This window comes from Neobacillus sp. 19, assembly GCF_049463095.1.
In the GTDB taxonomy this organism is placed as follows: Bacteria; Bacillota; Bacilli; order Bacillales; family Cytobacillaceae; genus Neobacillus.
Window position 1 is genome coordinate 105,949 of sequence record NZ_JBMPZU010000099.1, and the last position, 17,969, is coordinate 123,917.

Here is a 17,969-nt window from a genome sequence, read left to right on the forward strand (position 1 = left end):
AAAAAAATTTTTGTGATAAAATGAAAGGGGTTTATTTCAAAATAGGAAGTGGAGACATGAGAGTGCAAGGGGATTTTTATCGAGATACTTGGGCAGAAATCGATTTAGATTGTATCGCTGAAAATGTTGCCTCCGTTAAAACGCATTTACCAGAAGATGTTGCGATTATTGCGGTTGTTAAAGCAAATGCATATGGCCATGGTGATGTTCAAGTCGCTGAAACAGCACTTGCTTCAGGGGCTGAATATCTGGCTGTTGCCTTTATGGATGAAGCCGTTGCTTTAAGAAAAAAAGGAATTAAGGCTCCAATTCTCGTCTTGGGTGCCTCAAGACCTGAGGACGTACAAGTTGCAGCGCAAAATAAGATTACACTAACCGTTTTTCAAAAGGAATGGATAAAAAAAGCCAAAGAACACTTAAAGGTAGATGAGTGCGTTTCTTTACACATAAAAATAGATACGGGGATGGGAAGATTAGGGATTCGGACCAGCGAAGAATTACAAGTGATCGAGCAGCTTATTCTAGGAGACGAGCGATTTCACTTTGAAGGAATTTATACGCATTTTGCCACGGCAGATACATTGGACGATACCTATTTCCAACAGCAATTGGCGCTATTTGAGAATATAATCAGTGCACTGACGAAGAAGCCAAAGTATGTTCATTCCAGTAACAGTGCGGCGACTTTACGGTTTCCTAAAGCGTATTTTAATACAGTACGGCTGGGAATTGCGATGTACGGATTGACGCCTTCTATCGAAATGGAAAAGGAAATTCCCTTTCCGTTAAAAGAGGCATTTTCACTAAAATCCAAGCTTGTCCATGTGAAACAGCTTCAAAAGGGTGATAAGGTAAGCTATGGGGCAACTTATGTAAGTGAGAAAGAAGAGTGGATTGGCACGATTCCAATTGGCTATGCAGATGGATGGATTCGCAAGCTGCAGGGCCAGGAAGTGTTAGTGGATGGAAAGCGTGCACCAATTGTCGGCAGAATCTGCATGGATCAATGCATGGTTCGCCTTTCATCTAATCTGCCGGTTGGGACAACTGTCACACTAATTGGCAGAGAGAGGGAGCAATTCCTATCGGTAAATGAGATCGCCGAGAAACTTGAAACAATAAATTATGAAGTACCGTGTATCATTGGCCATCGTGTTCCCCGCCTTTATAAAAAAGGTGGAAAAATTGTCGAGATAAAAAATGGTCTGCTATAAAACTTTCAGGCGTAATGAAGGAAATTAGAACATAAATATGATATTGCGGTAATTTGTGCATAAAAGCACTATTTATTGGCTTATAATACAGTAGGATTATTTTTAGTCTATGAATTGGGCTCGTTTAGTGTTATTATAAAATATGGTACAGATAAAACTCGCCTATGAGAGGCTTTAGAGCTGCTTCATAAGGCGTTGTATTTATGCGTCAGAAAGCATTTCTGGTTAGCTAAAAATGGTGTGTAGTGATGGTGGAGGTGTATGTTTGTGTCAGAATCCGGCGCAACTACGGAAATCTTAGTGAAGTTACCGCAACATCTTTTAACTGAGTTAGATGGTTTCGTTAAGCAAGAAAATGTAAACCGCAGCGAGTTTATTTACCAAGCAACAAAAATGTATTTACGCGAACGAAAAAAGAGACAAATTCGCGAGTCGATGAGACGTGGATACATGGAAATGGCAAAGATAAATCTTAGAATTGCATCAGAAGCATTTCAAGCAGAATATGAGGCAGAACATACTGTAGAACGTCTTGTAAGCGGAGGGTAAACCTTTGATTGTCAAGCGTGGTGACGTATATTTCGCGGACCTATCCCCAGTTGTTGGTTCTGAACAAGGCGGCGTCCGACCTGTACTTGTCATCCAAAATGACATCGGGAATCGGTTTAGTCCCACAGTTATTGTTGCAGCGATTACAGCTCAAATTCAAAAAGCGAAGCTTCCTACGCATGTAGAGATTGATGCCAAGCGCTACGGATTTGAACGAGATTCGGTCATTCTGTTAGAGCAGATTCGTACAATTGATAAGCAGCGGTTAACCGATAAAATCACTCATCTCGATGACGAAATGATGGAGAAAGTGGATGAAGCCTTGCAGGTAAGCTTGGGTCTCATCGAATTTTAGTCTTTACCTACGCTCTTTTAAAAAAGAGCGTTTTTTCATACATAATCTGACCTCATTCTTTCATTCTGCTCTTTTAGCAAGCTAATCCGGCTTGCTTTTCTTTTTTTTGTATGGCTGTGTTAAAGGACATTGTTAATTTTATATCCTTGTTGATTGGAGCGGAAGGCACGAAGACTCCTGCGGGAGGACGGGGCAGGGGAGACCCCGCAGGCGCCTAAGCGCCGAGGAGGCTCCCCGGACCGCCCGCGGAAAGCGAAGTGTCTGGAGCGCAAATCAACAGCCAAGTTAAACACAGCCTTTTGTAAAAAAAGTTAGTACCAGAGCCGTATAATGAAACTCATTTTTAAATTTGGTACAATATAGAAAAATGGAATGGAGGATGGATTAGTGAGTGACACAGCAGTAAAGGATGATCAATTATTAGGTAAAATAGCCGCTGAACTAGCGATCTCTTATAAACAAGTAAAGAGTGTTATTTCCTTATTGGACGAAGGCAATACCGTTCCGTTCATTGCCCGCTACCGGAAGGAAATGACGGGTGCCCTTGATGAAGTGCAGATTCGTTCCGTCTCAGAGCGCAGGCAGTATATTCAAAACCTTGAACAAAGAAAAGAAGAGGTTTTACGGATTATTGCAGAGCAGGGGAAATTAACGGACGAGCTCAGTAAAAGTATTACAAAGGCAGAAAAACTTCAAGAGGTGGAAGATTTATATCGTCCTTATAAACAAAAAAGACGAACAAAAGCCACTGTTGCTAAGGAAAAAGGGCTGGAACCATTGGCCGAGTGGCTGATGACTTTTCCTAAAGATAGTATTAATGAAAAAGCAATGCAATTTATAGCTGAAGAAAAGGATGTTCATACGGTAGATGACGCGATTGCAGGCGCCAAAGACATCATCGCGGAATGGGTTTCTGATGATGCAGAAAGCCGTAAATGGATCCGCAAAGAAACCTTTAAGTCGGGTTCAGTGTCGTCTGTTGTGAAAGATGCAGAAAAAGACGAGAAAAACGTATATGAAATGTATTATGAATATGAAGAACCAGTAAATAAAATTGTTCCCCACCGGACATTAGCCTTAAATCGTGGGGAAAAGGAAGATATTTTACGGGTTTCGATTAAAATGAATGCCGATTTCATACTATCTTATTTGTCGCGGAAATGGATTCGTAACCAGCACTCACCGGCGGCTCCCATTGTTTTAGAGGCGATGGAAGACAGCTATAAACGATTGATTCAGCCTTCGATTGAACGGGAAATTCGCAGTGAATTAACTGAAAAGGGCGAAGAACAAGCAATACATATATTCTCGGAGAATCTCCGCAATTTACTTCTGCAGCCGCCGTTAAAAGGAAAAGTCGTCATTGGTGTTGACCCTGCCTACCGTACAGGCTGTAAATTGGCAGTTGTAGATGAAACCGGGAAAGTCTTGAAAATAGATGTCATCTATCCGCACCCGCCGGTTTCAAAAGCGAAAGAAGCGCGCGAAAAGTTTATAAAGATATTACGTGAATATAAAGTAGAAATGGCCGCAATCGGGAACGGTACAGCATCCCGTGAAACAGAGCAATTTGTCGCTGATATATTAAAAGAAATGGATGAGGAAATTTTCTATTTAATCGTTAACGAAGCAGGTGCCAGTGTTTATTCCGCATCTGATCTTGCCAGAGAAGAGTTTCCGAATTTTCAGGTCGAAGAAAGAAGTGCCGTCTCCATTGCCCGCCGTTTGCAGGATCCACTGGCTGAGTTGGTGAAAATCGACCCTAAATCTGTGGGTGTCGGCCAATACCAGCATGACGTTTCCCAAAAACGCCTGTCAGAATCCTTGCATTTTGTCGTTGAAACAGCCGTAAACCGGGTTGGTGTCAATGTAAATACCGCTTCTTCTTCACTATTACAGTATGTAGCCGGGCTGAACAAGACGGCCGCAAACAATATTGTGAAAAAACGGGAAGAGGAAGGGAAATTCACGAGCCGTGTGCAATTAAAGAAGGTGCCGCGCCTTGGAGCCAAAACTTATGAGCAGGCAATTGGTTTTTTGCGTGTGTTAGATGGGAAGCAGCCGCTTGACCGAACAGGGATTCACCCCGAGAACTACGATGAAGTAAAGAAGCTATTAGTTAGCTTAGGCTTCACCGCCAATGACTTGGGTACCGAAGAGTTAAAGGCAGCGCTAAACAGTCTTAATCTAAAAACGGTTTCTGAAGAACTTTCTATTGGTGAATTAACCTTAAAGGATATCATTGACGCTTTAGTCAGACCGGAACGTGATCCGCGTGATGATTTGCCGCGTCCACTTTTGAAAAAAGATGTCTTAAAGTTAGAGGACTTAAAAGCGGGAATGGAACTTCAAGGCACGGTTCGAAATGTCGTTGATTTCGGTGCGTTTGTTGATATTGGTGTCAAGCAGGATGGGCTTGTTCATATCTCCAAGCTAAGCAATCGCTTTGTCAAACATCCGCTCGACATTGTGTCTGTGGGAGATGTGGTCACCGTTTGGGTGGATTCGGTTGATACGAAAAAAGGCCGTGTTGCCTTAACGATGCTGCAGCCTTCATAGGAATGGCGGTAAGCGCGATTGTTCGTGGAAGGATCCTCTGAACGAAAGACGCCATAATAAATGGAAACACTGCTTCTAGGAGCAGTGTTTTTTTCTGTAAAAAAACCAGCATTGGTTTAACAATTTGATCTGATAGCGGTCCTTCTCATAAAAAGCCCTTTTCATTTGGTTTTGCAACCAAGTCGGCATATCATAAAACCTCCCGAAAAGTTCATCATTCTAAAGGTATATACAATATATGCTATAATAGGTTGTCACGTTCGTTTAAAGATGAGGGGAAGCCAAAATGGAACAAAAAGAACTTCAATGTTTAGTTGAAAAGATATCTATTGACCTATTTGGAAAACCGTTTAGGCATACAGCTTCGTTTAATCCCAGATTGCGTTCGACGGGGGGGAGGTATCTCTTAGGCACACACAATATTGAAATCAATAAAAAGTATCTGGAGCAACTTGGTGAAAAAGAACTGGCGGGAATTATTAAGCATGAGCTCTGCCATTATCATCTTCACCTAGAAGGAAAGGGCTACCAGCACCGAGATCAAGAATTTAAGCAATTACTAAAGAAGGTAGGTGCACCGAGGTATTGCACTCAGCTTCCAGAGCGAAAAGTAAAACGCTCTGCGAAAAAAGTTCTGCTTTATCAGTGCACGAAATGTCAGCTATCCTATACGAGAAGAAAAAGCATTGATACTAGTAGATATGTTTGTGGCAGGTGCAGTGGTAAATTGAAGAAAATGAAAGAAATAATCGTGGAATAACGTAAGAATTTGCCAAAGATTTTTCTCCCAAAACTATATTGACATTCTATTATTTCGTCATTATAATGGTAAGAGTCGATAGGGCAAACGTCTTATTGGCGCATAAGCATTTTCATTATTCCGCAGTAGCTCAGTGGTAGAGCTATCGGCTGTTAACCGATCGGTCGTAGGTTCGAGTCCTACCTGCGGAGCCATATGGGGAAGTACTCAAGAGGCTGAAGAGGCGCCCCTGCTAAGGGTGTAGGTCGGGTAACCGGCGCGAGGGTTCAAATCCCTCCTTCTCCGCCATAAACTTATTCGGCCCCTTGGTCAAGCGGTTAAGACACCGCCCTTTCACGGCGGTAACACGGGTTCGAATCCCGTAGGGGTCATCAGGGATGGGGAGTGACTTTGATTCATTTCCTGTTTCTTATTCTTTATAAATAATATTGGGCTATAGCCAAGCGGTAAGGCATCGCACTTTGACTGCGACATGCGTTGGTTCAAATCCAGCTAGCCCAGCCATTTTTTTAATATGCGGGTGTGGCGGAATTGGCAGACGCACCAGACTTAGGATCTGGCGCCGCAAGGCGTGGGGGTTCGACTCCCTTCACCCGCACCATAATTTACCTCTTGAAATCAATTAGTCAACATGGTATGATTATTTTTGTCGCTAATAATAATGCGGTCGTGGCGGAATGGCAGACGTCGCTAGGTTGAGGGCCTAGTGGGGGCAACCCCGTGGAGGTTCAAGTCCTCTCGGCCGCACCAAAAAAGTTATTGACAAACCAAACTGGGTATCGATAAACTTTAACACAGTTGCTATAAGAGATGCGCCCGTAGCTCAATTGGATAGAGCGTCTGACTACGGATCAGAAGGTTATGGGTTCGACTCCTTTCGGGCGCGCCATTAATTACGGGAAGTAGCTCAGCTTGGTAGAGCACTTGGTTTGGGACCAAGGGGTCGCAGGTTCGAATCCTGTCTTCCCGACCATTTCTCTTATATTCTTTTGGGGCCATAGCTCAGCTGGGAGAGTGCCTAGCTTTGCACGTAGGAGGTCAGCAATTCGATCCTGCTAGGCTCTTCCAAGTAAAATAAATGTATGTTGTGAGTATCGATTTTCCTTTGTTATCATACAAACGCTCCAATTTAGCGATAGTAACATTGCTCTTTGAAAACTAAACAAACAAAAACGTCAACAAACAATAAATTATTAGTTTCTTCTATAGAAACTAAGCCAACGTTTTAAATTATGAGCTAATCAACTCAACTTTTTTGGAGAGTTTGATCCTGGCTCAGGACGAACGCTGGCGGCGTGCCTAATACATGCAAGTCGAGCGAATCAATGGGAGCTTGCTCCCGTTGGTTAGCGGCGGACGGGTGAGTAACACGTGGGCAACCTGCCTGTAAGACTGGGATAACTTCGGGAAACCGGAGCTAATACCGGATAATTCTTTTCCTCTCATGAGGGAAAGCTGAAAGTCGGTTTCGGCTGACACTTACAGATGGGCCCGCGGCGCATTAGCTAGTTGGTGAGGTAACGGCTCACCAAGGCGACGATGCGTAGCCGACCTGAGAGGGTGATCGGCCACACTGGGACTGAGACACGGCCCAGACTCCTACGGGAGGCAGCAGTAGGGAATCTTCCACAATGGACGAAAGTCTGATGGAGCAACGCCGCGTGAGCGATGAAGGCCTTCGGGTCGTAAAGCTCTGTTGTTAGGGAAGAACAAGTATCGGAGTAACTGCCGGTACCTTGACGGTACCTAACCAGAAAGCCACGGCTAACTACGTGCCAGCAGCCGCGGTAATACGTAGGTGGCAAGCGTTGTCCGGAATTATTGGGCGTAAAGCGCGCGCAGGCGGTCCTTTAAGTCTGATGTGAAAGCCCACGGCTCAACCGTGGAGGGTCATTGGAAACTGGGGGACTTGAGTGCAGAAGAGGAAAGCGGAATTCCACGTGTAGCGGTGAAATGCGTAGAGATGTGGAGGAACACCAGTGGCGAAGGCGGCTTTCTGGTCTGTAACTGACGCTGAGGCGCGAAAGCGTGGGGAGCAAACAGGATTAGATACCCTGGTAGTCCACGCCGTAAACGATGAGTGCTAAGTGTTAGGGGGTTTCCGCCCCTTAGTGCTGCAGCTAACGCATTAAGCACTCCGCCTGGGGAGTACGGCCGCAAGGCTGAAACTCAAAGGAATTGACGGGGGCCCGCACAAGCGGTGGAGCATGTGGTTTAATTCGAAGCAACGCGAAGAACCTTACCAGGTCTTGACATCCTCTGACACTCCTAGAGATAGGACGTTCCCCTTCGGGGGACAGAGTGACAGGTGGTGCATGGTTGTCGTCAGCTCGTGTCGTGAGATGTTGGGTTAAGTCCCGCAACGAGCGCAACCCTTGATCTTAGTTGCCAGCATTCAGTTGGGCACTCTAAGGTGACTGCCGGTGACAAACCGGAGGAAGGTGGGGATGACGTCAAATCATCATGCCCCTTATGACCTGGGCTACACACGTGCTACAATGGATGGTACAAAGGGCTGCGAAACCGCAAGGTTTAGCCAATCCCATAAAACCATTCTCAGTTCGGATTGCAGGCTGCAACTCGCCTGCATGAAGCCGGAATCGCTAGTAATCGCGGATCAGCATGCCGCGGTGAATACGTTCCCGGGCCTTGTACACACCGCCCGTCACACCACGAGAGTTTGTAACACCCGAAGTCGGTGGGGTAACCTTCATGGAGCCAGCCGCCTAAGGTGGGACAGATGATTGGGGTGAAGTCGTAACAAGGTAGCCGTATCGGAAGGTGCGGCTGGATCACCTCCTTTCTAAGGATAATGCAGTCCTTTCGGACTGATAATAAGGTTGACGTTTCTTGTTTGTTTAGTTTTGAGGGAGCAATTCTCTCAAAGCTTTTTTGTTCCTTGAAAACTAGATAATCGTAAGAAGAAGCAAAGTAAACATCGAGTAATCGCCATTTTAGTTTTTCTCTCTTATTGAATAAGAGTTATAAACCTTTTTAGGTTAAGTTAGAAAGGGCGCACGGTGAATGCCTTGGCACTAGGAGCCGATGAAGGACGGGACTAACACCGATATGCTTCGGGGAGCTGTAAGTAAGCTTTGATCCGGAGATTTCCGAATGGGGAAACCCACTGTTCGTAATGGAACAGTATCTTTACCTGAATACATAGGGTATAGAAGGCATACCCGGGGAACTGAAACATCTAAGTACCCGGAGGGAAGAGAAAGCAAACGCGATTCCCTGAGTAGCGGCGAGCGAAACGGGACATAGCCCAAACCAAGAGGCTTGCCTCTTGGGGTTGTAGGACACTCAACATGGAGTTACAAAGGAACGGGGTAAATGAAGTGACCTGGAAAGGTCAGCCGTAGAAGGTAAAAGCCCTGTAGTTGAAACTTCGTTCCCTCCTGAGTGGATCCTGAGTACGGCCGGACACGTGAAATCCGGTCGGAAGCAGGGAGGACCATCTCCCAAGGCTAAATACTCCCTAGTGACCGATAGTGAACCAGTACCGTGAGGGAAAGGTGAAAAGCACCCCGGAAGGGGAGTGAAATAGTTCCTGAAACCGTGTGCCTACAAGTAGTCAGAGCCCGTTTATGGGTGATGGCGTGCCTTTTGTAGAATGAACCGGCGAGTTACGATCCCATGCAAGGTTAAGTTGAAGAGACGGAGCCGCAGCGAAAGCGAGTCTGAATAGGGCGTTTGAGTATGTGGTCGTAGACCCGAAACCAGGTGATCTACCCATGTCCAGGGTGAAGTCCAGGTAACACTGGATGGAGGCCCGAACCCACGCACGTTGAAAAGTGCGGGGATGAGGTGTGGGTAGCGGAGAAATTCCAATCGAACTTGGAGATAGCTGGTTCTCTCCGAAATAGCTTTAGGGCTAGCCTCACGTTGTTAGAGTCTTGGAGGTAGAGCACTGTTTGGACTAGGGGCCCTCATCGGGTTACCGAATTCAGACAAACTCCGAATGCCAAAGACTTATCCGTGGGAGTCAGACTGCGAGTGATAAGATCCGTAGTCGAAAGGGAAACAGCCCAGACCACCAGCTAAGGTCCCAAAGTATACGTTAAGTGGAAAAGGATGTGGAGTTGCTTAGACAACCAGGATGTTGGCTTAGAAGCAGCCACCATTTAAAGAGTGCGTAATAGCTCACTGGTCGAGTGACTCTGCGCCGAAAATGTACCGGGGCTAAACGTATCACCGAAGCTGTGGATTGACACCATTAGGTGTCAGTGGTAGGAGAGCGTTCTAAGGGCGTTGAAGCTAGACCGTAAGGACTGGTGGAGCGCTTAGAAGTGAGAATGCCGGTATGAGTAGCGAAAGATGAGTGAGAATCTCATCCACCGTATGCCTAAGGTTTCCTGAGGAAGGCTCGTCCGCTCAGGGTTAGTCGGGACCTAAGCCGAGGCCGAAAGGCGTAGGCGATGGACAACAGGTTGATATTCCTGTACCACCTATGAATCGTTTGAGTGATGGGGGGACGCAGGAGGATAGGGTAAGCGCGCTGTTGGATATGCGCGTCTAAGCAGTTAGGCTGGTGAATAGGAAAATCCGTTCACCGTGAAGGCTGAGCTGTGACAGCGAGGGAAATTTAGTACCGAAGTTCCTGATTCCACACTGCCAAGAAAAGCCTCTAGCGAGATTCAAGGTGCCCGTACCGCAAACCGACACAGGTAGGCGAGGAGAGAATCCTAAGGTGAGCGAGAGAACTCTCGTTAAGGAACTCGGCAAAATGACCCCGTAACTTCGGGAGAAGGGGTGCTCTTTAGGGTTCATAGCCCTGAAGAGCCGCAGTGAATAGGCCCAGGCGACTGTTTAGCAAAAACACAGGTCTCTGCGAAGCCGCAAGGCGAAGTATAGGGGCTGACGCCTGCCCGGTGCTGGAAGGTTAAGAGGAGGGGTTAGCGCAAGCGAAGCTCTGAATCGAAGCCCCAGTAAACGGCGGCCGTAACTATAACGGTCCTAAGGTAGCGAAATTCCTTGTCGGGTAAGTTCCGACCCGCACGAAAGGCGTAACGATCTGGGCACTGTCTCAACGAGAGACTCGGTGAAATTATAGTACCTGTGAAGATGCAGGTTACCCGCGACAGGACGGAAAGACCCCGTGGAGCTTTACTGTAGCCTGATATTGAATTTTGGTACAGCTTGTACAGGATAGGTAGGAGCCTGAGAAGCCGGAGCGCTAGCTTCGGTGGAGGCGTCGGTGGGATACTACCCTGGCTGTATTGAAATTCTAACCCGCACCCCTGATCGGGGTGGGAGACAGTGTCAGGTGGGCAGTTTGACTGGGGCGGTCGCCTCCTAAAGAGTAACGGAGGCGCCCAAAGGTTCCCTCAGAATGGTTGGAAATCATTCGTAGAGTGTAAAGGCACAAGGGAGCTTGACTGCGAGACCTACAAGTCGAGCAGGGACGAAAGTCGGGCTTAGTGATCCGGTGGTTCCGCATGGAAGGGCCATCGCTCAACGGATAAAAGCTACCCCGGGGATAACAGGCTTATCTCCCCCAAGAGTCCACATCGACGGGGAGGTTTGGCACCTCGATGTCGGCTCATCGCATCCTGGGGCTGTAGTCGGTCCCAAGGGTTGGGCTGTTCGCCCATTAAAGCGGTACGCGAGCTGGGTTCAGAACGTCGTGAGACAGTTCGGTCCCTATCCGTCGTGGGCGCAGGAAATTTGAGAGGAGCTGTCCTTAGTACGAGAGGACCGGGATGGACGCACCGCTGGTGTACCAGTTGTCTTGCCAAAGGCATCGCTGGGTAGCTATGTGCGGACGGGATAAGTGCTGAAAGCATCTAAGCATGAAGCCCCCCTCAAGATGAGATTTCCCATAGCGTCAAGCTAGTAAGATCCCTGAAAGATGATCAGGTTGATAGGTCAGAGGTGGAAGCGTGGCGACATGTGGAGCTGACTGATACTAATCGATCGAGGACTTAACCATTTTTAAGTGGTTGAACTCGTTTTTACAAAAAACTTCTTCTGCATTATCTAGTTTTGAGGGAATGAAACCTCAAATAAATAGTCTGGTAACAATGGCGAGAAGGTCACACCCGTTCCCATACCGAACACGGAAGTTAAGCTTCTCAGCGCCGATGGTAGTTGGGGCATGCGCCCCTGTGAGAGTAGGACGTTGCCAGGCTGTTTTATTAATATTATTATCGCGGGGTGGAGCAGTCTGGTAGCTCGTCGGGCTCATAACCCGAAGGTCGCAGGTTCAAATCCTGTCCCCGCAATTTGGTCTGGTAGTTCAGTTGGTTAGAATGCCTGCCTGTCACGCAGGAGGTCGCGGGTTCGAGTCCCGTCCAGACCGCCATTTATAGGTTTAAACTCAAGTCGAAACAAGGTTTCGTCTTTTTTTTGTACTCATTTAATTTTTTGTAAATAAACGGGATTAATTTATCGGCTTTTCGTCAAGTTACGGTTATAAGCGACCGAACAAACTGATTTTCCATCGGAACGGTCGTTAAGAAGCTGTATAAGCGACCGAACAAACAGATTTTCCACCGGAACGGTCGTTAAGAAGCCGTATAAGTGATCGAGTACGTCAAATTCCTATCAACACAAATCGAAAAGAACTATTCCTTAGGAACGTCCTAAGGTTTTTTTTATACATAAATAAGGGTAAAATAGAAATAGAGATGATTATGTTAAAGTATAAAGGTGATTATATGAATCAATTTGAAATACATACGGCGAATTCAGACGAAACTTCGCAATTCGCGGCAAAACTGGCGCACTTTTTACAGCCAGGCGATGTCCTTGCCCTTGAGGGCGATTTGGGCGCAGGGAAAACAACCTTCACCAAAGGCTTGGCAAAAGGGTTAGAGATAAAGAGAACTGTTAATAGTCCGACATTTACCATCATTAAAGAATATAAAGGAAAGCTGCCATTATATCATATGGACGTTTACCGCGTAGCCGATGCCTTTGAAGACCTTGGCTTTGATGAATACTTTGAAGGTGATGGAGTTACAGTAGTGGAATGGGCGCATTTAATCGAGGAGCAGCTGCCTGCGGAACGATTAACGATATTTTTATATCATGAAAGCCAAGACCAGCGTAAAATCGTTCTTGAACCAAAAGGAAACCGATATGAGCAATTATGTAAGGAGATTTTTAGATGACCATACTAGCGATCGATACTTCTAACAATCCATTAGGGGTAGCGCTTTTAGATGAAAATCAAGTACTTGGTGAATATATAACCAATTTAAAAAAGAACCACTCTGTTCGCATTATGCCGGCCATTGAGACATTAATGAAGGATTGTGAACGAACCCCTGCCGATTTAACGAAAATCGTTGTGGCAAAGGGACCTGGTTCGTATACGGGTGTTAGAATCGGTGTCACGATTGCCAAAACATTAGCCTGGACTTTAAAGATACCGCTTGTCGGCATTTCCAGTCTGGAGGTTTTAGCGGCGGGTGCAGGCCGATATTTTAATGGCTATGTATCACCCATAGTAGACGCTAGAAGGGGACAAGTCTACACTGCACTCTATCAGTATCAGAACGGAGAATTGACTGCTGTGGTAGAGGATCAGTTAGTGATGTTAGCCGATTGGGCAGCAACATTATCAGAAATGGACAACCCCATTCTATTTGTCGGAAATGACCTGCCCATTCATCGTGACAAAATAAAAGAGGTACTGGGCTCACAGGCCATTTTTGCCAATATGACGGAACACAATCCTCGGCCCGCCGAACTTGCAATGTTAGGCCGGAATAAACCGGATGAGGATGTCCACGCATTTGTTCCAAATTATATTCGTTTGGCAGAAGCGGAACAGAAGTGGTTGGAGGCAAAAGGGAAAATTTCAAATAGATAGGAATTAGAAATATGATAGATTCTTATGTTTTTCGTTATATGAGGGAAGAGGATATTGACCAGGTATTAGAAGTGGAGCATGCGTCATTTACAACACCATGGAGCCGTGAAGCTTTTTATAATGAATTATACAATAACAAATTTGCTGTTTATATTGTTCTTGAGGAAGATGGGAAGATTATCGGATATTGCGGGACTTGGGTGGTGATTGATGAAGCACATGTAACGAATGTGGCAATTTTGCCGGAGTATAGAGGAAAAAAGCTGGGTGAGGCCTTAATGAGGAAGTTAATAGCCGTAGCGAGGGAGATGGGGGCAAGAACCATGACCCTTGAAGTGAGAGTGACAAATCATGTCGCACAATCCCTTTACCGCAAGTTTGGGTTCCAAAACGGCGGAATCAGGAAAAATTATTATTCCGATAATCAGGAAGATGCACAAATAATGTGGGTGAGCTTATGAAAAAAGACGTATTGATAGTAGGAATTGAAACGAGCTGTGATGAAACAGCCGTCGCCATTGTTAAAGATGGCCGTGAAATTGTCGCAAATGTAGTGGCTTCGCAAATTGAAAGTCATAAGCGCTTTGGCGGTGTGGTGCCGGAAATTGCCTCGCGTCATCATGTGGAACAAATAACGCTTGTGATTGAAGAAGCATTAAATCTGGCCCAATTAACCTTTTCAGATATTGATGCTATAGCAGTAACAGAAGGCCCGGGATTAGTGGGGGCGCTCTTAATTGGAGTAAATGCGGCGAAGGCACTTGCCTTTGCTCATAATAAGCCGCTTGTCCCTGTCCATCATATTGCCGGGCATATTTATGCGAACAGGCTGGTTACTGAATTAAAGTTTCCGCTCTTAGCACTTGTCGTTTCAGGCGGGCATACCGAGCTTGTGTATATGAAAGAGCATGGTCACTTTGAGGTGATTGGAGAAACGAGAGACGACGCAGCAGGTGAGGCCTACGATAAAGTAGCGAGGACGTTAAACATGCCTTATCCCGGAGGTCCGCATATTGACCGGTTGGCACAGAAGGGAAGTCCGAAAATTGATTTGCCGAGGGCCTGGCTTGAGGAAGGCTCGTATGATTTTAGTTTCAGCGGATTAAAGTCTGCGGTAATCAATACGGTTCATAACGCGGAGCAGCGGGGTGAACGGATTGCGCCCGAGGATCTTGCAGCCAGTTTCCAGGAAAGTGTGATTGAAGTACTAGTGAAAAAGACGGAGAGGGCTGTAGCTGAGTATGGTGTCGGCCAGCTTGTAGTTGCTGGCGGCGTGGCTGCGAACAAGGGACTGAGAAAAGCACTGGAGAAGACCTTTGCGGATCATCCGGCGATTGAATTGGTGATTCCTCCCTTATCGTTATGTACCGACAATGCGGCGATGATTGCCGCCGCCGGAAGTGTCATGTTTGAAAAAGGAATCAGGGCTGATTCTTCATTAAATGCCATACCGGGATTGGATATCGAAATATATAACACCTAACTCTTCTGAATTAGAAGAGTTTTTTTTTTGGTAGGGAACTTTGGGAGGAATGTAGTAAGTGTTCATTTACCGAAATGCAAAAAGGATAGCCCGAGCGGTAAATGAAAAGCCATTACATTGACCGAAATGTAAAAAGAAAAGCCCAAACGGTAAATGAAACGCGGTTACATTGACCGAATTGCAAAAAGGAAAGCTTAAACGGTAAATGAAACGCGGTTACATTGACCGAATTGCAAAAGGAAAAGCTCAAACAGTAAATGAACAACTCCTCAATGGACATAAATGCAAAAAAGGACCGCACATCCCCTAATATTGTGGATAAAATTTTTCAAAAAAACTGATAACAATCAACAAATTGTGGATAAGTCTGTGTATACTGTTGATAATGTGGATAAAAACGGTGTTTAATGTGGATAATGTGGAAAAGCATAAAAAATGCATAAAAATAAACTGTTTGAAATGTGTATAATGTTGTGGAAAAGTGGATACATGTTAAAACATGTTGATAATTTTTATGAATTTGTCGAATTGTACTCAGATTTTGTCGATTAATTTTTAAAGTATGTCGATACACCAAACATTTTGTTGATAGAAGTAAAGCTAAAAACCGGGCGATCCAATCAGCCCGGTTTCATTCTTTATTCAGCAAGCTCAGCCCATTCTTCCATCAATTGCTCGAGCTCTGCTTTTGCATGTTCATTTTTCATGTTGATTTCTATTACCTTTTCATGGTCCTGAAAAATCTCCGGCTCACATAATTGCTGCTCGTACTGTTGAATGTGTTCCTCTAGTTCTTCTATTCGCAGCTCAATTTCCTCTAACTTTCGTTTTCGCTGCCGTTCCAGCTTTTTAGTTTCCTTATCCTGTTGATAACTATTTTTTTCAAAAGCATCCTTTTCCACAATTGCTTTCGTGGAGGCTGCTAGTGCAAGGGCTGCAAGTTCTTCCTGCTCTAATTTCTTTTCCAGATAATAATCATAGTCCCCAAGATACTCTGTGCTGCCGTGCCGGCTTAATTCCAACACTTTAGTGGCAATCCGGTTAATGAAATATCTGTCGTGTGAAACAAACAGAATCGTCCCAGGATAATCCATCAGGGCATTCTCGAGAACTTCCTTACTGTCCAGATCAAGGTGGTTCGTAGGCTCATCAAGGATCAGCACATTTGCTTTCTCCAGCATCAGCTTAGCCAGCGCCAATCGGGCTTTTTCACCGCCGCTTAACGTGGAGACAATTTTTAACACATCGTCGCCGGAAAAGAGGAAGTTACCTAACACCGTCCGAATTTCCTTTTCACTTTTTAACGGATAATCATCCCAGAGTTCATTTAAGACACGCTTATTGGAGGTTAATTCGGCCTGTTGCTGGTCATAATAACCAATTGAAAGGTTTGTTCCATAATAAACTGATCCAGCAAGTGCGGGCAATTTTTTTATGATGGTTTTTAACAGTGTCGATTTTCCGATTCCATTCGGACCAACAAGAGCAATACTCTCTCCTTTATAGGCGCGGAAGGTGATGTCCTCTGAAACCATCTCACCCTCATACCCGACGGCAAGTGAATCCACCGTTAAAACGTCATTCCCGCTTTGTTTTTCAATTTCAAACGAGAAGGTTGCCGATTTTTCGTCCCCAAGCGGACGATCCATCAGCTCCATTTTTTCGAGCTTTTTCCGGCGGCTTTGCGCTCGCTTCGTGGTCGAAGCCCGCGCTAAATTTCGTTGGATAAAGTCCTGCAGATTAGCGACTTCTTGCTGCTGCTTCTCAAAGAGTTTCATATCGCGCTCATAATTGGCCGCTTTTTGCTCAAGGTAGGCACTGTAGTTCCCGGGAAACCGCCCGATTTGCTTGCGGGATACCTCATAGACCTGCGTCACAACCTTATCTAAAAAATAGCGGTCATGAGATACGATTAAAATCGCGCCATCATAGCTCTGTAAATATTGTTCGAGCCATGATAATGTATCAATATCGAGATGGTTGGTAGGCTCGTCCAGAATCAAAATGTCGGGACGCGTTAACAGCAGCTTTCCAAGGGCAAGACGGGTTTTCTGTCCGCCGCTTAAACTGGAAATCATCAGGGTGCTGTCGTGAAAGTTAAGGCCATGCAGAACGGAGCGGATATCGGCTTCGTATTGATAGCCCCCTTGCTCCTTAAATTTTACTTGGAGCAGATCATATTCTTTTAAAATCCGTTCGTATTTAACAGGGTCCTCGAAAATAGCAGGGTCGGCCATTTGTTCTTCCAGCCTGCGCAGTGACTTTTCCATTGCACGCAAGGGTTCGAACACGGTCAACATTTCTTCCCAAATAGATAATTTGGACTCAAGTCCGGTATTTTGCGCTAAATAGCCGATGGTCACTTCTTTCGGCTTTATAATCTCACCGCCATCATGTGACAAATGACCGGCAATAATTTTCAATAATGTCGATTTTCCTGCGCCGTTGCGGCCGACGAGGGCGACACGGTCACGGGTTTGTAATTCCAGCTTTATATTCGATAAAATAAGGTCAGCGCCATAATATTTTTGTAATTGATTAACCTGTAACAAAATCATCTAATTTCACCTCTATATACATACTAATAGTGTACCGTATAACCGGATTACGGGCAATAAAGCCAATGGCTATCAAAAAAGTTCAAAGTTTCACACACATTTTAGGAAAAATAGTGTATTATTTTTGGATAGGAGGAATATTTTTATGGCAGAATTTACACATTTTAATGAAGAGGGCAGAGCAAAGATGGTCGATGTCAGTGATAAACCAGAAACGGCACGTACCGCTCTTGCTCATTCCAGCATAACGGTCAGTAAAGAAATTTTTGAAAAAATAAATAACCAAGAAATGAAAAAAGGCGATGTGCTAGCAGTGGCTCAAGTTGCAGCAGTCATGGCTGCAAAAAAGACGTGGGATTTGATCCCGATGTGTCATCCGATTCCATTAACAGGGGTAAATATCTCTTTTACATGGGAAGAGGGCGGGCAAGATCAGGTTCAATTACATATTGCTGCAGCTGTTAAGACAAAAGGGAACACAGGTGTGGAAATGGAAGCGCTAACAGCTGCTTCGGCCTGTGCATTAACCGTTTATGATATGTGTAAGGCAGTTGATAAAGGGATGGTCATTGGGCCAACCTATTTAGTCGAGAAAACTGGCGGAAAAAACGGTGACTTCAAGCGAACGGAACAAGTGAAATAATAACATACATTCAAAAGGGGTGTGGG

At 45.3% G+C, this 17,969-nt stretch carries 12 protein-coding genes, 10 tRNA genes and 3 rRNA genes; 23 read left to right on the forward strand and 2 right to left on the reverse strand.

What is annotated here, in order from left to right:
- The first annotated feature begins 56 nt into the window (after positions 1-56).
- The 4 genes from alr to ACO1D1_RS26820 all read left to right on the forward strand — a co-directional run bounded on the left by alr (position 57) and on the right by ACO1D1_RS26820 (position 4,677).
- Positions 57-1,214, forward strand: coding sequence for an alanine racemase (gene alr / locus ACO1D1_RS26805; RefSeq protein ID WP_423337672.1), 1,158 nt, complete (start codon positions 57-59; stop codon positions 1,212-1,214).
- Positions 1,215-1,481: 267 nt separating this feature from the next.
- A complete protein-coding gene (locus ACO1D1_RS26810; RefSeq protein ID WP_071354167.1) occupies positions 1,482-1,763 on the forward strand; it encodes a CopG family ribbon-helix-helix protein in 282 nt (93 codons plus the stop codon).
- 4 nt (positions 1,764-1,767) lie between these two features.
- Positions 1,768-2,118: a type II toxin-antitoxin system endoribonuclease NdoA gene (gene ndoA / locus ACO1D1_RS26815; protein WP_007083556.1), complete on the forward strand. Its 351-nt coding sequence runs from the start codon at positions 1,768-1,770 to the stop codon at positions 2,116-2,118.
- Between the two features lie 372 nt (positions 2,119-2,490).
- Positions 2,491-4,677 carry a Tex family protein gene (locus ACO1D1_RS26820; RefSeq protein WP_423337673.1) on the forward strand — a complete coding sequence of 729 codons (2,187 nt, stop codon included), beginning with the start codon at positions 2,491-2,493 and terminating at the stop codon, positions 4,675-4,677.
- Between the two features lie 75 nt (positions 4,678-4,752).
- Here the strand turns inward: ACO1D1_RS26820 and cmpA are convergent, their stop codons facing one another.
- Positions 4,753-4,866, reverse strand: coding sequence for a cortex morphogenetic protein CmpA (gene cmpA / locus ACO1D1_RS26825; RefSeq protein ID WP_007083554.1), 114 nt, complete (start codon positions 4,864-4,866; stop codon positions 4,753-4,755).
- A 97-nt stretch (positions 4,867-4,963) separates the two neighbouring features.
- Between cmpA and ACO1D1_RS26830 the strand changes: the two genes are divergently transcribed.
- From ACO1D1_RS26830 to tsaD, 18 genes are all read left to right on the forward strand, one after another.
- Entirely contained in the window at positions 4,964-5,437 is a 474-nt protein-coding gene (locus ACO1D1_RS26830) for a SprT family protein (RefSeq protein ID WP_149868238.1), read from the forward strand.
- A 119-nt stretch (positions 5,438-5,556) separates the two neighbouring features.
- A tRNA-Asn gene (locus tag ACO1D1_RS26835) sits at positions 5,557-5,631 on the forward strand.
- A gap of 3 nt (positions 5,632-5,634) precedes the next feature.
- Positions 5,635-5,725, forward strand: a tRNA-Ser gene (locus ACO1D1_RS26840).
- A gap of 11 nt (positions 5,726-5,736) precedes the next feature.
- Positions 5,737-5,808 (forward strand) — tRNA-Glu (locus ACO1D1_RS26845).
- Positions 5,809-5,866: 58 nt separating this feature from the next.
- Positions 5,867-5,941: transfer RNA gene (locus tag ACO1D1_RS26850), tRNA-Gln, on the forward strand.
- Positions 5,942-5,953: 12 nt separating this feature from the next.
- Positions 5,954-6,038, forward strand: a tRNA-Leu gene (locus ACO1D1_RS26855).
- A 62-nt stretch (positions 6,039-6,100) separates the two neighbouring features.
- Positions 6,101-6,187: transfer RNA gene (locus ACO1D1_RS26860), tRNA-Leu, on the forward strand.
- Positions 6,188-6,249: 62 nt separating this feature from the next.
- A tRNA-Arg gene (locus ACO1D1_RS26865) sits at positions 6,250-6,326 on the forward strand.
- 7 nt (positions 6,327-6,333) lie between these two features.
- A tRNA-Pro gene (locus ACO1D1_RS26870) sits at positions 6,334-6,410 on the forward strand.
- Positions 6,411-6,689: 279 nt separating this feature from the next.
- A 16S ribosomal RNA gene (locus ACO1D1_RS26875) occupies positions 6,690-8,240 on the forward strand.
- Positions 8,241-8,434: 194 nt separating this feature from the next.
- Positions 8,435-11,372 (forward strand): 23S ribosomal RNA (locus ACO1D1_RS26880).
- 81 nt (positions 11,373-11,453) lie between these two features.
- Positions 11,454-11,570 (forward strand): 5S ribosomal RNA (gene rrf / locus ACO1D1_RS26885).
- The 16S, 23S and 5S rRNA genes sit together here with 10 tRNA genes alongside, the layout of an rRNA operon.
- Positions 11,571-11,590: 20 nt before the next feature.
- A tRNA-Met gene (locus ACO1D1_RS26890) sits at positions 11,591-11,664 on the forward strand.
- Positions 11,665-11,667: 3 nt separating this feature from the next.
- Positions 11,668-11,744, forward strand: a tRNA-Asp gene (locus ACO1D1_RS26895).
- A gap of 355 nt (positions 11,745-12,099) precedes the next feature.
- Positions 12,100-12,555, forward strand: a complete 456-nt coding sequence (gene tsaE / locus ACO1D1_RS26900) for a tRNA (adenosine(37)-N6)-threonylcarbamoyltransferase complex ATPase subunit type 1 TsaE (protein WP_423337709.1) — start codon at positions 12,100-12,102, stop codon at positions 12,553-12,555.
- Positions 12,552-13,259 (forward strand): tRNA (adenosine(37)-N6)-threonylcarbamoyltransferase complex dimerization subunit type 1 TsaB, encoded by a 708-nt coding sequence (tsaB, locus tag ACO1D1_RS26905; RefSeq protein ID WP_423337674.1) that lies wholly within the window; start codon positions 12,552-12,554, stop codon positions 13,257-13,259. The genes tsaE and tsaB overlap by 4 nt, the downstream gene beginning before the upstream one ends.
- Positions 13,260-13,270: 11 nt before the next feature.
- Positions 13,271-13,720, forward strand: a complete 450-nt coding sequence (gene rimI, locus ACO1D1_RS26910) for a ribosomal protein S18-alanine N-acetyltransferase (RefSeq protein WP_149868241.1) — start codon at positions 13,271-13,273, stop codon at positions 13,718-13,720.
- Complete coding sequence (gene tsaD, locus ACO1D1_RS26915) at positions 13,717-14,742, forward strand: tRNA (adenosine(37)-N6)-threonylcarbamoyltransferase complex transferase subunit TsaD (protein ID WP_423337675.1); 1,026 nt, start codon at positions 13,717-13,719, stop codon at positions 14,740-14,742. Before rimI ends, tsaD begins: the two co-directional genes overlap by 4 nt.
- A gap of 638 nt (positions 14,743-15,380) precedes the next feature.
- Here tsaD and ACO1D1_RS26920 read toward each other — a convergent pair.
- Positions 15,381-17,300: an ABC-F family ATP-binding cassette domain-containing protein gene (locus tag ACO1D1_RS26920; RefSeq protein ID WP_423337676.1), complete on the reverse strand. Its 1,920-nt coding sequence runs from the start codon at positions 17,298-17,300 to the stop codon at positions 15,381-15,383.
- Positions 17,301-17,445: 145 nt separating this feature from the next.
- On the opposite strand from ACO1D1_RS26920, the gene moaC reads away from it, so the two are divergent.
- On the forward strand, positions 17,446-17,943 hold the full coding sequence (gene moaC, locus ACO1D1_RS26925) for a cyclic pyranopterin monophosphate synthase MoaC (protein ID WP_423337677.1): 498 nt from the start codon (positions 17,446-17,448) through the stop codon (positions 17,941-17,943).
- The last annotated feature ends 26 nt before the right edge of the window (positions 17,944-17,969 follow it).

Bases quoted from the DNA above. Each gene is read 5' to 3' on its own strand.
- rimI (WP_149868241.1), top strand. From the start codon at position 13,271: ATGATAGATTCTTATGTTTTTCGTTATATGAGGGAAGAGGATATTGAC.
- cmpA (WP_007083554.1), bottom strand. From the start codon at position 4,866: ATGCCGACTTGGTTGCAAAACCAAATGAAAAGGGCTTTTTATGAGAAG.
- ACO1D1_RS26820 (WP_423337673.1), top strand. From the start codon at position 2,491: ATGGAGGATGGATTAGTGAGTGACACAGCAGTAAAGGATGATCAATTA.
- ACO1D1_RS26920 (WP_423337676.1), bottom strand. From the start codon at position 17,300: ATGATTTTGTTACAGGTTAATCAATTACAAAAATATTATGGCGCTGAC.
- tsaE (WP_423337709.1), top strand. From the start codon at position 12,100: ATGAATCAATTTGAAATACATACGGCGAATTCAGACGAAACTTCGCAA.
- alr (WP_423337672.1), top strand. From the start codon at position 57: ATGAGAGTGCAAGGGGATTTTTATCGAGATACTTGGGCAGAAATCGAT.
- tsaD (WP_423337675.1), top strand. From the start codon at position 13,717: ATGAAAAAAGACGTATTGATAGTAGGAATTGAAACGAGCTGTGATGAA.
- ACO1D1_RS26830 (WP_149868238.1), top strand. From the start codon at position 4,964: ATGGAACAAAAAGAACTTCAATGTTTAGTTGAAAAGATATCTATTGAC.
- tsaB (WP_423337674.1), top strand. From the start codon at position 12,552: ATGACCATACTAGCGATCGATACTTCTAACAATCCATTAGGGGTAGCG.
- moaC (WP_423337677.1), top strand. From the start codon at position 17,446: ATGGCAGAATTTACACATTTTAATGAAGAGGGCAGAGCAAAGATGGTC.